We start from the raw sequence: 14,271 nt of genomic DNA on the forward strand, positions 1-14,271 counted from the left end.
GCATGAATTGATGAACATGAAAGCGCCAATTGGCATAATGTTGTGCCAAATTAGCTTGTCATTGTTGGAAGAAGAATTAAGTATGCGATCGCAGCTATTATACCATTTTGAAAAATGATTGCGACACATGGATTCACACCAAGCCAGACGCACCAAGGCAATTTCCAATCCAAAATCTAAAATCCAAAATCTAAAATGGTATTAGGTGTAAAAAAAATCATTTCATATTTCTCATCAATCTTCCAAATAAATATAGTGTTTCGATATTAGAGGAGTTTAATAGTGGCTAAGACTAGTCTGAATCAAAAGCAACAGGTTACTACTTCAACACAAGGCGCAGTTGACATCAGACAACTATCTACTATTTTGCTTCGCCGACGCTTTCTGATCTTTGGGGTTTCCTGTGTAGTTATGTCAGTTGCTAGCCTCTTGGCTATCAATACCAAACCTACTTACCAGAGCAATATGCAAATATTGGTGAATTCCCATTTATCTCAAGGATCGCAGTCAAATACTCAGGTTACTAATTCAAATTCTCAAGTTGTTGATTCCACTACTCAGATGAAACTTATGCTGAGTTCTAAGTTGCTTCAAAAAGCTGTAGATTTACTCCATTATGATTATCCTGAGCTTACTTTAGAAGATATCAATGGTCAAAAACAACATAACAAAAAAGCACCTTTAGAAGTAACTCCAGAAGCGGGAGGTATAGGAGCAAATAAAGTTTTTAATCAAGCATTTAAAGTTTCTTTTAATGATGACGATCCAGTAAAAGCACAAAGAGTACTTCAAGCGCTACAGAAAGTCTATCAAAACTACAACAAACAGCAGCAAAAAGAACGTCTGAATCAGGGATTAGCTTTTGTAAACACTCGCCTACCTGAAATGAAAAAAGAGGTAAGTAAAGCTGAGAAAAACTTAGAACAGTTTCGCAAAAAACATAAATTACTCGATCCCGAAGTCCAAAGTAAAATTCTGCTAGAATCTCTAGCCGATATTCAACAACAATTACAAACCACTCGTGCCAATCTTCAAGATGTAAACGCTCGCTACGAGAATCTAGAGCAATTAATAGCGTCTTCGTCTCAGCAGAATACACTACTTTCTTCTCGTTTAAATCAGTCAAGCCGCTATCAAGCATTATTAAGTGAAATTCAAAAGACTGAACTAGCGTTGGCTAAGGAGCGGCTCCGCTACACAGATGATTATCCATCGGTACAAAAATTAAAACAGCAACGCCAAAGTCAACTTTCCCTCTTGCGAGAAGAGGTGAAAACTATTACTAATACTAGTAAGGAAAAGCCTTTATTCAAAGGACAAATGTTAGGGGTCGATCCAACGCTAGTAGATGAGTTTGTTTTGGTACAGACAAGTGTTTTAGGACTCACTGCCAATGAAAAAAATTTAGTCGAATCAGAACAGCAACTACGCTCTGAGCTAAACAAATATCCAAGCTTAATAGCAGAATATAATCGTCTGTTGCCAAAGGTAGAAACTAGTCGTAAAAACCTTGAACAACTAATCCAGGCGCAACAGTCATTAGGACTGAAAATTGCTCAGGAAGGATATAACTGGCAAGTTTTGACAGAACCTTCTCCCGGTATTTATATGGGCAACAACAGATTATTCCTTTTGGTTGGAGGAGCAGTAATTGGGCCGATTTTAGGTATCTTAGCCGCTCTGATTTTGGAAAAGTTTAATGACGCTATTTATTGTGCCGAAGATTTAAAGAAACTGACGAACCTACGTATATTAGGATCGGTACCAAAACTACCGTCACGTGGTGTCAAAAAACGGCGATTTGGCCTGCCTTGGAATGTCCGAAGTAGGTCAAATTCTTCTGTAATAGAAGCCAGCAGTAAATTGCCCGTCCATGAAACTTTGGACATGATTTATCAAAATATTCAAATATTAAAATACCCCTTACCATTCAAGTCGCTGATGTTCACTTCAGCATTACCAGGGGAAGGAAAGACAACCTTAGTATTAGGACTTGTAGCTAGCGCTGCCCGGATGCATAGACGGGTATTAGTAATTGATGCTAACCTACATAATCCTAGCCTACACAAAATCTTGGAACTATCCAATGATTGGGGACTCTCTCTGTTATTAGTTGATGAGACAACTACTCATTTTCAAGATTACATCCAGCCGATTCACCCCTCTATTGATATTTTGACTGCTGGGCCAGAACCAGAAGACACAGTGAAGTTGCTCAGTTCTCAACGAATGAAGGAACTAATAGAGCTATTTGAGCAAAGTTATGATCTAGTACTAATAGATGCTCCATCTATTTTAGGCACGGTTGATGCCAGGATTGTGGCATCTTTTTGCAATGGTATTGTAATGGTAGAGCGTATGGGGAAAGTGACTCGAACTGAACTGACTCAAGCAACAGAAATTTTGAGTAAGTTGAATTTAATTGGAATTATCGCTAATGAAGCGAGCAATTCTCAAAAGGTATTGGCATCGTAAATCGAAGAATAAAAGTTTCTCTTCCACAGCAGTCAGATTTGGACGATTCACTTTCCCCGATTTCTGATTTCTACCTTATATTTAAAGCAAAATGCATAATTAGTAGGAGGTGGCAACCTCCCGCGTTGGAGAACTGTCTCATCTTAAAGTAGTAGACGCCATAATCCAGAGCGTCAATTAGATACTAGTGTGATTAGATGATCGGTATGAAATTCCAACTTTACTTAGGCTCCTTATTTTCTCAGATTAAAGTACGTTATTGGTGGGTAAGTATCTTTTTGTGGATTGCTTTGGTTGCCCCAGCCCAAGCGTCTGTAATTTTACGCGTGGCAATTGAGAGGGGTGTTAATCAGGTAAAAGTAGGCAGTTCCACCACTGGGATTGTTAAGGATAGTACTGGCCGGACTCTCGGACAGTTGCCAGCGATGAGCGCATATTATGCCCAAGCCGTTCCTGGCGGAGTTGCTTTAGATAAGTGGCAGTCTGGTTTATTTTGGATTGAGCCAACTGGTAAAGGATTTGTTTATATTGGCGATCGCTGGTATCGAGGCAGAACTCTGGTTGTCCCCACAGAAAAAGGCTTAACGGCTGTTAACTGGGTTGACGATCAAGAATATCTTTACAGCGTTCTTGGTGGGGAAATGGATGCTAGCTGGCCCCAAGAAGCACTAAAAGCCCAAGCGATCGCAGCCCGCACTTACGCCCTCTACGAACGAGAAAGACAACGCAATAATCCCGTTTACGATTTAGGCAATACCCCCGATCGCTGGCAAATTTACAAAGGTGTCATCAGTGAATCTCCTGCTACTTACGCCGCAGTGGATTCTACTTTAGGGCAGGTACTAACTTACAAAAACCGGATTATTCTCTCAGTCTTCCACGCTTGTTCTGGGGGACACACCGAAAACGTAGAAGATGTTTGGGGAAATACCCTCCCTTACCTACGTGCGGTTCAAGACTACGATCAAAATATCCGCGAATGTAATTGGGTAAAAACTTTCTCGCCCAGTGAAATTAGCGCTAAATTTCCTGAAGTGGGCAGCGTGACGGCGATGATTCCAGAGACATACTCACCTTTTCGCAGTGTTAAAGTTTTAAAAATTGTCGGTAACAAGGGTACGAAGGTGCTACAGGGTGAAGAAGTGCGAACAGCCCTCAAGTTAAAAAGTACCAAATTTAGCGTCACCAAGGGGAGCGATGGTAGTTTTGTACTGCAAGGGCTTGGCTATGGTCATGCTTTAGGCATGAGTCAGTGGGGGGCGTACAATCTGGCTCGGCAAGGAGTGAACCATCTGCAAATTTTGGGACATTATTATCAAGGTGTAGCTCTAACACCAATTCAGGCGAAGTAATCAGGGATTGGGGATTGGGCATTGGGCATTGGGCATTGGGGATTGGGCATTGGAAAGAGGACTTGGAGACAAGGAGAATTGGGGACAAGGGGAAAGACTTGTTGTAAGTTCTAAACTTTTGTCACCTTGTCACCTTGTCCCCTTGTCCCCTTGTCCCCTTGCTTCCCCTGCTCCCCTGCTCCTCTGCTCCCCTGCCCCTCTGCTTCCTATTCCCCACTCCCACGTTCTAAGCGCCGTTGCCATTCAGCATCAATTTTTGCAGAACGTTCAACTTCTTGGTCGAGTAAGTCAGTTTCGCTAGAATACACTAAATCTTCGTTGCCAATGACTTTTTCTGTTGCAAATTGTTGAGCATAGTTGATTTTTTGTTGTAAAAGTGCATCAGGACTTGCCAATAGCCTTGCTCTGGAAAGGCGATCGCGGTTGCGATCGCCTATTTTGCGATTACGCCACCCAATCCAGAAATAACGCAATAACGGTATACCTAAAAAACCTACTCCGTAAGCCAATAGCAGCCAATAAATTCCTTGTACAAAAGCTACCAGTCCACCTAACTGGACGGCAACAGTTCCATCTCTCAATAAACTTCCCAGTACTAAAGCACCAACAAAATTTAGTATCCCTAACCCAGCACTCAGCATAATTTGCCCGGAACTTGCGGCACTAAAACGCCAAGGAAATTCCTCTAAACGATCTGATATTGCATGACGACGCTTTTTAACTGCACTCACCTGCAACTCTGGGAAATAATAAACAATTTGCCCTTCTGGACTTACCCCTGGTTGCCCATTAAACCGCGTCAGAACGGGCAGCATATAATCTTCGTACTCTCTTGTGTATCCTTCGCCAATGTCATCCAAATATGGGGCAATTTGTTCTGCTACCACTGCACCACGGTTACTCCGAATCACCGTAGCAATTTCTTGCCAGCGACGTTCTTCTAAGTTGGCGTTCGGATTACCATCGCCAAACAAAAACGAAAACACAGCTTCAAAGAAATTCAGATTGCTTTCTTCCCGCCTTTCAGGTCGGCGTTCCTGATAGTGGGTGTCATAATTTGGGCTAAGATACCAAAAGAAATTTGGAAAATAGAAGAAGCCTCCACCGCCGGAATTACTGCCCCGATTATCGCCGTCACGGTCTGAATTGATAGAGGTAATGATAATGAAGATGGTAACAGTTATCAGAGCGATGGAAACAGTTAAGAAAATTCCAAAAGAAATGCGAATCAGGTAAAACAGAACACTCCAGACTTTTTTCCACCATTCCTGCAATCGTAGCCGAAAGTATTTATTACGCAAAATTGCTCGAAAATTTTGTGGAAAAAGGAAAACTATATCACCTGAATCCGCTACCTGCAAATGCCCGCCAGCATCAGATGCCAGAGCTAACAAGCTTTGATTAGCTTCAGCGACGTTCAATCCTGCCTGAGTTGCCACATCACCAACGGTGACACGGTAGCCCAGTTGTTCCACAGCCTGCATGATGGTGGGACTGGGAGCCATTGCTCTCCCCTCCTATTGAAAATTATTCCTTTTCTTAAGTATAAAGTTTTATTTTGAGCGACTTAGCTGGGATAGAGGTAACAATTCAAAATTCAAAGTGTTGACGTTCGGTCTTCAACTCTTTAATTGACTAGACAATCAACAAATGATCGGACACGCAAAATGATATAATTACTTGCCTCAGCTTGGTTAAATCAGCAAATTTACTGCTCAAATATGGTTCAATACACTCTCGCTCAAAGCCCAGAAATTATCCTTACTGTTTCTGGAAAAGATTCATCCAAAGCTCGTGATAAAGCAATGGATCAGCTAATGGAACTGATGGATGCAGGTAAGCTACCCACGGAACTGGAAGAAGGATTTGGCCCTCAACAATTAATTGAGGTAAAAGAGTCAACTATTGATACTGCTAATGGTGAAGATACGATTACACAAGCTGTCCAGATTCTGAGTAACCTGGCCACGCTCAAACTGAAAGTTCAGGAGTCACGATCTGAAGCGTTGGAAATTCGTAAAGCTGTTGATATTCTATTTACCGATGACTCGGTGACAGAAGAGGAAATGACTCGACTCAAGGAAGGTTTTAAAGTTCTCAAAAACTTTGCCCAAGCTAATGTGCGTTACCAAGAAGCACGAGCTAAAGCAGAACTAGCTAGGCAGACCCTAGATCAAGCTCTCAAATCCCCTGATAAGTAACATTCACAGAATTAGATGCATTGAGATAGATCTTAAAAATTCAATTAAATACTGTAAAAGACAGGTATGATAACCTGTCTTTAGATTAACTGGGGCGCTAGGATTCGAACCCAGGGATGGCGAGACCAAAACCCGCTGCCTTACCACTTGGCGACGCCCCAATAATTTCACTATGGTTAATATAACACTTAGTCCTGGGTTAATGTCAAGTACTTTAATAGTTGATTTCAGATAATGGGTTTTTACAACAGGATAGTGATTGGTGGGAATCCTTGTATTTGAATTCTTTCATCACTTCAGGTGAACCCTTGAATCTTCGTGCTTCAAGCAGAAGATTTTTTCCTGAGCATCTAAAGTCTGGTTATTTTGATGATGAACCGCTTTGAGTCTCGTCTTAACCTATTTGTTTTTCTTTAATCTCCAGTCTCGTGAAGAAAGACGCCTGCAATCCGACTTGATGACAGTAGTTGCTTAGTAGCCAGCCATATAAAGAGTGGAATAGTCTTAGCATAGCGGCCGCAAAGTCGGCGCGGTTCTTGAATCCATCGATACAGCCATTCAAGTCCTAAGTCTCGAACTATGCGGGGTGCGCGCTTATGAATTCCGGCATAAACTGGGAAAACTCCACCCAGTCCAATCATTACAGCTTGTATTTTGCCCTTATGTTGAGCTATCCAATTTTCTTGTTTGGGACATCCCAAAGACACTAAGACAGCGCTAGCACCACTAGAGTTAATCTTTTTAACCAAGGCTTCGTCTTCAATTTCAGTTAGGGGACGAAAGGGTAGAGGTTCCATTGCCGCAATCTTTATCTGCGGAAATTCTTTCTCTAACCTGTTTTGCATCCTAGAAAGAATTTCTGTTTGGGAACCTACAAAGAAAATGCTCAGATTTTGTGTTTGAGTTAGCTGACACAAGGCGAGAAAAATATCCATCCCTGCCACACGGTCTTGGTAAAGCGCTCCCATTTTTCGCATCATCCACACCAGAGGCATACCATCAGGAGTAACTATATCTGCATTTCGCAATACGATGGCAAACTCTGGATTCCAATGGGCTTCAATGAGCATGTGTACATTGGCTACATATACTGTTTTACTCTCACGCCTACTCGCCCACTTCAGTATTGTTTGTATCTGCTCGTCAAACCGTAAAGCAGTAATAGGAAAATCAAGCACTTTTTTAGTAGGTAGAAGCACTCTCGCCACCATCAATAACTCCTGTATCCAAGAAAACAATTCATAGATTACCTAGACCAATCACAACGATTTAATATTTAGATTGGATGACTCCTGACTTTTTGTAAACTTGTGTGATTGTTGGAAGTTAACACGTGGAGGTGCAATTGCCTTTTTAGTATACTTTTGGCTTAATCGGTAATACTAGAATTATTTACTGTTGTGTCCTAGCTTACTGTTTTATGTTAAGGATTTTAGACACTGCTTGACAAAATTCATACTTCCTTCATAATTAATTTTCAGTTAGTTCATCCAAGCATTATAATTGCGATAAATTCCTAGAGAAAAACTGTATATTAAGTAGTATACACTACTTAATTACTTAAGTATAAATGTAAAATGCTAACCAGTTAATCTGCGGGTTTTATACGTCAATATGCGCTTAAGAGGTTGAATTAATTTAGTATATTTTAAAAAATAATAATTTTCTTTTCTCTTATAATAATTTCCAAATTTATTACAGATTTAATAATGTAGTGTCTGTATTGAAAAATCTCTAAATTTTCTTTTTTTCTGAAATAAAAGCCCAAAAAATAAGGGAAAGATAAATTTATCTTTCCCTGGTCTATCGTTTTTGCTATTGTCTGGCTTGTTACTTTCTTTAAGTCTTTGGCGTAACATTTGCCTTTGTTTTTTTAGTTGACGCTTCCTAGCAGAACCGCCTCTACCTTTATCATTTCTGCCTTCTTTACGGGGAGATTCCCATCTTTTCAGGCGCATAAGTTTTTAACCTCTTTAGTACTTGTTTGGTAGTGGGCAGGAGGAGAATCGAACTCCTATGACCGTAAGGCCGCCACATTTTGAGTGTGGTGCGTCTACCAATTCCGCCACCCGCCCTTGTATCTAACCTTAACTAGTATACTCTAATTAAGGGATTTTGTAACAAGTCTGAAAATTATTTCTGAAAGTTTTGCTGGAATCACATTTCTAACAGTTCTCCGACTAAAAGCGTGGCAGGGTTAATAAACTAGGGTCAATATCCTGCATTTTGGCACAGCCGCTAAGTGCCATTGCCACATTTAACTCATCTTGTAGGAGCGAGATGACATGAGATACGCCGATTTGCCCTGCTATGGCTAGTCCCCACAATATAGGTCGTCCGATTAGTACTACTTTTGCTCCTAATGCCAGAGCTTTGAGAATGTCTGTGCCTCTACGAATGCCGCCATCCAACACTACTTCTACCTTGCCATCCACTGCGGCTACTATTTCAGCGAGGGCATCTAAAGAAGCGATCGCACCATCAAGTTGTCTGCCACCATGATTGGAAACAACAATTGCTTTGGCTCCATATTCTACAGCCCGCACAGCATCATCTGGGCGTAAAACTCCTTTGATAATTAAAGGTAGTGGAGATAAAGACTGCAACCATTTCAAATCGTCCCAAGTGACTGCTGGGTTGAGTTGTTGGGCAAAGTAGGTAAATAAACCAGATTCGCCTTTTTCATGGGAAATATCTAGTCCTGAGATACTAGCAAGATTAGCCAGGTGTAAGTCTTGAGGTAAGGCAAATTCATTACGTCTATCTCTCTCGCGCTGTCCGAGAACGGGTGCATCCACAGTGAGACAAAGTGCTTTGTAACCTGCTTTATAGGCTTTTTCTACCAAAGCACGAGTTAATCCCCGGTCTTTATGGATGTAAAGTTGGAACCATCGCAGAGAATCTGGAAACTGATTACATGCAGTCGCCACTTCTTCAATGCTCTTTGTTGCCATTGTACTTAACACCATACCCACACCAGCTGATGCAGCAGCTAGGGCCGTGGCAACTTCTCCGTCTGGATGGGCTAGACATTGGAAAGCCATCGGTGCAATTAACAAAGGTAGTTGCAGGGGTTGTCCTAAAATAGAGGTACTTAGATTACGATCGCTCACATCGACTAATATTCGAGGTCGCAGCTTGACTCGCTCAAAGGCAGCACGATTATCTCGTAATGTGATTTCGTCCCAAGCACCACTGCTATAGTAATCAAGTGTCGTTTGAGATAGATATTCTTTTGCTAGCTTTTCGTACTCAAAAAGGTTGATGGGTCGAAAGCGATCGTTAGTAGATAAATCGGTAGACATCATTAAATCTATAGCAAGGGACTGGGGACTGGGGACTGGGGACTGGGTGAAAAGTCTTTTTGTGTCTAAGTTTTATCATCTGTTGATGTCCTAATCACCAAGGCTTGTGCTATGAGATAAAACTTTTGTTCGTAGTGAGCGATTTATCGCTCTGCATAAGATTTTAAATGGCTAGAGCCGCTGACTACGATTATTCTTTGTCAAGGCTTGCAAATGTATTTATTTTTACTTAGTTAGCGATCGCTCAATTAATTTATGTGTTGAGGCGTTGTTCAACAAATAGTATCAAGATTGCTCCCAAAAAAAGACCTCTGGCGTAAAGCAGAGGTCTTTCTGTTTCAGAACATTGTAAAATTTATAAGCAATGTAAAACGCTGATATGGTTAATTTAGTGGCTTTTGTGCCACGAACACAAAAATAGCAACCCAATTGCCAATCCCATACTGACCATTATTATTACTCCTATACCGAAAATGCGTAGGCGCAGCCCGCCGCAGGCATCGCCAACATTTAGGTACAGATATAGAAATCTAATGCTGCGACCAAAACTTCATCTTATGCAAGATTTTAGGAGAACTTTTCCCAGGATTGGGCAACTAATTGGCTTAACCAGCGGCGTTGTTCCCGATCCAGTAGTGGATCGTCTGCTAACAACTGAGCGGTCAATTCTTCCAAAGATTGACCCTGAGCGCGGACAATTTTAATTACTCCAGCGATCGCACTGGCAACTAGTTCTTCATCAATCGGCTGTTGTCGCAGAGCAATAATTTCTTGGGGACTGTCTGGAATGGGATAATTCATGGCGTGGGTTTACAGAAATACAAAATGAACAATAACTTTGACAAACTCTTAAAATTTCTTCACTGAATCTTTACGAAACTAATAGGGCGGAGTTTACCTTATTTTATGCCTTAAGAAAATCTGTCTTAGTGAGTAGATTGATGGGAGATGTCAGGAAAAAATGAAAGAAATACTTTATTTAGAAGTTCCAACTCCAGATATAGACACTGTGCGTAGTTGGTTACAAACAGATTTTGAACCTGGAAATGGAGAAAAAGTGCTTACCCCGGAAGGCTTTCGCCTTCAAATACCCAGTGCTATTACACCTGCAAAAGTGAGTCTTTCCGAAAACTTGCCTACAGAACTTTCGGTATTTGTCTGGTCGGTGCAACGAACTACCTATCTGAAAGTGTTTCGCTGGGCAGAACAACCTTTTCCCAGTGAAGGACAAATTCTGCAACGCTTGACCAAGGAAATCAGAAGCCGTTTTCCGCATCATTACCCAGAACCGCCAGCAATTGATTTATCCCAGCAATCAATATTTGCCGCACTAGCCTCTACTTACCCCCTTACCGTCAAGTATTTTCAGAAAATGCCCAACGGTGAATATGACCTAACTCGTGCCTATTGGTGGGAACAACGATGGCGCGAAGGGGTGCGGAATCCGCAACAGCCGCGTCAAGTGGTGTTTTCGCAGGGGAGCAGGGGAGCAGAGGAGCAGGGGAGCAGGGGAGCAGAGGAGCAGGGGAGCAGGGGGGAAATAAGCAATGCCCCATCCCCCATGCCCTATGCCCAGTACGACATCATCTACATTGGCGGCGCATTAGGCGTAATCCATGCAGCACTGATGGCAAAACTCGGATATAAAGTCTTGCTGGTAGAACGAATGCCCTTTGGGCGGATGAACCGAGAATGGAATATTTCCCGCGACGAGATTCAAAGCTTGGTTAACTTGGGTTTACTCACCCCCGCTGAGTTAGAAACCATCATTGCCAGGGAATACAAAGACGGATTCAATAAGTTTTTTGATGCTAATAATCCAGCCAAACTGCGATCGCCCGTCCTCCACACACCCACAGTCCTAAATTTAGGCTTGGATTCCGACAAATGGCTCCAAATGTGTGGGCAAAAACTGCAAGCGGCAGGCGGTGAAATTTGGGATGAAACAGAATTTATCCGTGCAGATATTGATATATCACAGGTAGTTTTGCAAGTCAAGCACTTGCCCAGTCAGATTGAGAAGCAAGTAAGTGGAAGACTGCTAATAGATGCAATGGGAACCGCGTCCCCTATCGCTTGGCAATTAAATGGTGGTCGTGCCTTTGATAGTGTCTGTCCGACAGTGGGAGCGGCAATTGAGAGCGGATTTGAACCAGGGGTATGGGATTCCCAATATGGGGATGTTCTTTACAGTCATGGGGATATTTCGCGGGGAAGGCAGTTGATTTGGGAATTGTTTCCCGCAGCAGATGAGGAACTGACGATTTATTTATTTCATTACCACGAAGTCAATGCTGAAAATCCCGGTTCTTTGCTGGAAATGTACGAGGACTTTTTCACAATTTTGCCAGAGTATCGCAGGTGCGATATGGACAAATTGGTGTGGAAAAAGCCGACATTTGGGTATATACCAGGGCATTTTAGTGTGGGGAGTCGCGATCGCACAGTTGCCTTCGATCGATTGATGGCGATTGGTGATGCAGCATCACTCCAATCTCCGCTCGTTTTCACCGGTTTTGGTTCCCTAGTTCGCAACTTAGAGCGCTTAACAACGCTCTTGGATACTGCCCTCAAACATGACTTGTTGAGTTTCCGCCACTTGAACCAAATTCGCGCCTACCAAAGTAACGTTTCTGTGACTTGGCTATTTTCCAAAGGGATGATGGTTCCCACAGGGAAATTTTTACCACCACAACGGATTAACTCCATGCTCAATACCTTTTTTGGGCTGTTAGCAGACGAACCGCCAGAGGTGGCAGATAACTTCATCAAAGATCGGTGTGATTGGTTAACCTTTAACCGTTTAGCACTGAAAGCAGCCAGGAAAAATCCTGCCTTGCTTTTATGGATTTGGGAACTTGCTGGCCCTAGAGATTTAGTGCGATGGCTTGGTAGTTATTTCAACTTCGGTCGTCATGCCCTGGTTAATGCTTTATTAAGCCCGTGGTTGCCGCGCTTCTTAAACCGGGTAGGTTCTTGGCTAGAACCCCGGAATCCAGGCTTGTGGCTGTGGTTATTGGCGATTAATTATGCGATCGCCACAGGCAAACCGCGATCGTCAAGTCAGGTAGCAAAAACCAACCCAGAAGCCATAATTCCGAAGTCAGAAGCAAGAATTCTGAATTAGGAATGGAGCATGGAACATTAGGCATTAATCACTTGTACAGACGCGATTAATCGCGTCTCTCCTAACTCTTGGGGCGAAAATTCGGCAGTTCTACAGATGCCAATGATTTACGCCCCTTGGGTGGGCGCTGGGGATAAACTACTGGTGAAGGTGAATTGTCATCATTGGTGTTATCACCTAATGACTCTGAGGACAAATCACTTGCTGACAATTGGGAAACTTCTAACCAGTAGTCTTCAGTTTCTCCAACAGACGTTTCGGTGTGAGATGGATTAGAGGAAAGCAGTAAGTTATTAGCTGGTGAAAGCACAGAATCCGTCGTCCAAGAAGTAGAGGTAGTTGCAGAAGGATTAATTTCTGCCTTCAAATCTTCCTCGTGTGGATTTTCTAGTTCCTCATCGTCTTCTAAGATTGTTGCTAAAGTCTCCCAAATAGGCACATCACTAACATCCGTTTTCGCAGCAGGTGGTGGTGATGTAGATGCAGGCTGGGAGGTGAAAAACATTTGGATTAAACTATCTAATTGCCGATCTAAATTTGATGAATCCGCAGGTGAAACCGCTTCAGTTGTATCTGGATCATCAACTTTTGGAGATGGCGCGGGTTGTGTTGGTGTTGGCGTATCTTTCTTAACTGTCCAGTTCCAAGGAGATGATGGCGGTGTTGCAGGAGCTTCATTTCTTTGGAATGGAATTGGTGCTGAAGGTTCACCCCAAGAATTATCTAGATCGTTACTTAATGATTCTTCTTCTCCTGACCAAGGTTGAATTGGCTGGGCGTTAGGAAACAAAGACCGAGCTTTTCTAGAAAATCTTCCTTGGCTACTAGTTATGTCTTTAGGATGTTTGGCAGCATCCTCTAAGGAGTCATAGCTAGGAACCGAGGTATCTAGACATTTTTCCAAAGCTGCTTTGAATTGCAGCGTCTGGCGTTGTTGTCGCATCAGTCTAGTACGTAACTCCCGACAAACATTTTCTGATTGCAATAACTGCTGAGATTGTTCGTTGTTATTAGTGTGTAGCAACGTACATTCTCGCTCTAACTGGGCTAGGCGTTGTTGGCTAATTTGTAGCTGTGCTTTATAAGTATCAGTGAAAATTTCCTGACGTTGAACAGTCTGTACAGCAGTTTCTAATTGTTGAAATAAAGATTTTATCTGTTCTTGAGCCGCAGCTAGTTCCTGAGTGTGTTGGTTGAGCATCGACTCACTAACGCTAGAACGCGTTTTCTGCCACTGCAAAACCTTTTCTGACTCAGCTAGGTTGTCTTTTAGCTGCTCTACTTGTTCATACAATTTATTGTTAGCCGCACGTAATTCTTCGTTCAATGCCAGCAATTTTTGAAATTCCGAGTCAATAAGTGCTTGTTTGCCGCTTTCAGGCTCTGCAACCCAGTCCTGCCGGGTGGTATCTTGTGAAAATTGTGTATCTTCAGCTGGCATAAGGAGTGGCAGTTTTTTAACCGTCATATTGTCATTAGGCACAACTGAGTAAAAGGGACAATTCGCCTGCTCTGATTGTGGCGAATTAGCAGAATTTAGGGATTCCATCACAGCCCCCTTGTTTGAGGTGTCAGCTTCATTCATCACTCTTGACTCACCTGCTTAAAAATATTTAGCAGTGCTGGCATTAGCATTGCTTATCAACTGTGTCTAATCAGGGTTTGCTCTAGAAGCTAAGTTTAACTCTCTCCAAGCACCAGCAATTAATTATCAATTGGTGTTCCCCATTTTGTATCTAGACTGATGCCGTTATAACATTATGATGCTCTGCCCCGTCAAGAAGAGGTGGAAGGGGAACTCTGGCCGCCTT

The 14,271-nt window shown here is 42.4% G+C and carries 10 protein-coding genes and 2 tRNA genes; 4 read left to right on the top strand and 8 right to left on the bottom strand.

Annotated features, from left to right (window positions below; translation table 11 throughout):
- Positions 1–282 precede the first annotated feature (282 nt).
- Together RMZ95_RS16570 and RMZ95_RS16575 are read left to right on the top strand one after the other, a co-directional pair.
- The gene (locus RMZ95_RS16570; RefSeq protein WP_322683548.1) at positions 283–2,475 is read left to right on the top strand and encodes a polysaccharide biosynthesis tyrosine autokinase; all 2,193 of its coding nucleotides are present in this window, start codon (positions 283–285) and stop codon (positions 2,473–2,475) included.
- Positions 2,476–2,681: 206 nt separating this feature from the next.
- Positions 2,682–3,827, top strand: a complete 1,146-nt coding sequence (locus RMZ95_RS16575) for a SpoIID/LytB domain-containing protein (RefSeq protein WP_322683549.1) — start codon at positions 2,682–2,684, stop codon at positions 3,825–3,827.
- Positions 3,828–4,033: 206 nt separating this feature from the next.
- On the opposite strand, the gene RMZ95_RS16580 is transcribed toward RMZ95_RS16575, so the two are convergent.
- Positions 4,034–5,332 (bottom strand): hypothetical protein, encoded by a 1,299-nt coding sequence (locus tag RMZ95_RS16580; protein WP_322683550.1) that lies wholly within the window; start codon positions 5,330–5,332, stop codon positions 4,034–4,036.
- Between the two features lie 216 nt (positions 5,333–5,548).
- Between RMZ95_RS16580 and RMZ95_RS16585 the strand changes: the two genes are divergently transcribed.
- Positions 5,549–6,028, top strand: coding sequence for a hypothetical protein (locus RMZ95_RS16585; protein WP_322673622.1), 480 nt, complete (start codon positions 5,549–5,551; stop codon positions 6,026–6,028).
- Positions 6,029–6,117: 89 nt separating this feature from the next.
- Here RMZ95_RS16585 and RMZ95_RS16590 read toward each other — a convergent pair.
- The 6 genes from RMZ95_RS16590 to RMZ95_RS16615 form a co-directional block, all read right to left on the bottom strand.
- Positions 6,118–6,189: transfer RNA gene (locus tag RMZ95_RS16590), tRNA-Gln, on the bottom strand.
- A gap of 252 nt (positions 6,190–6,441) precedes the next feature.
- Positions 6,442–7,239, bottom strand: coding sequence for a WecB/TagA/CpsF family glycosyltransferase (locus tag RMZ95_RS16595; protein ID WP_322673623.1), 798 nt, complete (start codon positions 7,237–7,239; stop codon positions 6,442–6,444).
- A 492-nt stretch (positions 7,240–7,731) separates the two neighbouring features.
- Positions 7,732–7,986 (bottom strand): hypothetical protein, encoded by a 255-nt coding sequence (locus RMZ95_RS16600; protein ID WP_322673624.1) that lies wholly within the window; start codon positions 7,984–7,986, stop codon positions 7,732–7,734.
- A gap of 33 nt (positions 7,987–8,019) precedes the next feature.
- A tRNA-Leu gene (locus RMZ95_RS16605) sits at positions 8,020–8,103 on the bottom strand.
- A gap of 105 nt (positions 8,104–8,208) precedes the next feature.
- Positions 8,209–9,333, bottom strand: coding sequence for an alpha-hydroxy acid oxidase (locus tag RMZ95_RS16610; protein ID WP_322683629.1), 1,125 nt, complete (start codon positions 9,331–9,333; stop codon positions 8,209–8,211).
- Between the two features lie 567 nt (positions 9,334–9,900).
- Positions 9,901–10,134: a hypothetical protein gene (locus RMZ95_RS16615; protein WP_322673625.1), complete on the bottom strand. Its 234-nt coding sequence runs from the start codon at positions 10,132–10,134 to the stop codon at positions 9,901–9,903.
- A 160-nt stretch (positions 10,135–10,294) separates the two neighbouring features.
- Here RMZ95_RS16615 and RMZ95_RS16620 point away from each other — a divergent pair, with 160 nt between their 5' ends.
- Positions 10,295–12,460: a flavin-dependent dehydrogenase gene (locus RMZ95_RS16620; RefSeq protein WP_322683551.1), complete on the top strand. Its 2,166-nt coding sequence runs from the start codon at positions 10,295–10,297 to the stop codon at positions 12,458–12,460.
- Between the two features lie 61 nt (positions 12,461–12,521).
- On the opposite strand, the gene RMZ95_RS16625 is transcribed toward RMZ95_RS16620, so the two are convergent.
- Entirely contained in the window at positions 12,522–14,045 is a 1,524-nt protein-coding gene (locus RMZ95_RS16625) for a hypothetical protein (protein WP_322683552.1), read from the bottom strand.
- Positions 14,046–14,271: the final 226 nt, after the last annotated feature.

Origin of the sequence: Nostoc sp. DedQUE07, assembly GCF_034530975.2 — a bacterium.
Lineage (GTDB): Bacteria > Cyanobacteriota > Cyanobacteriia > Cyanobacteriales > Nostocaceae > Nostoc.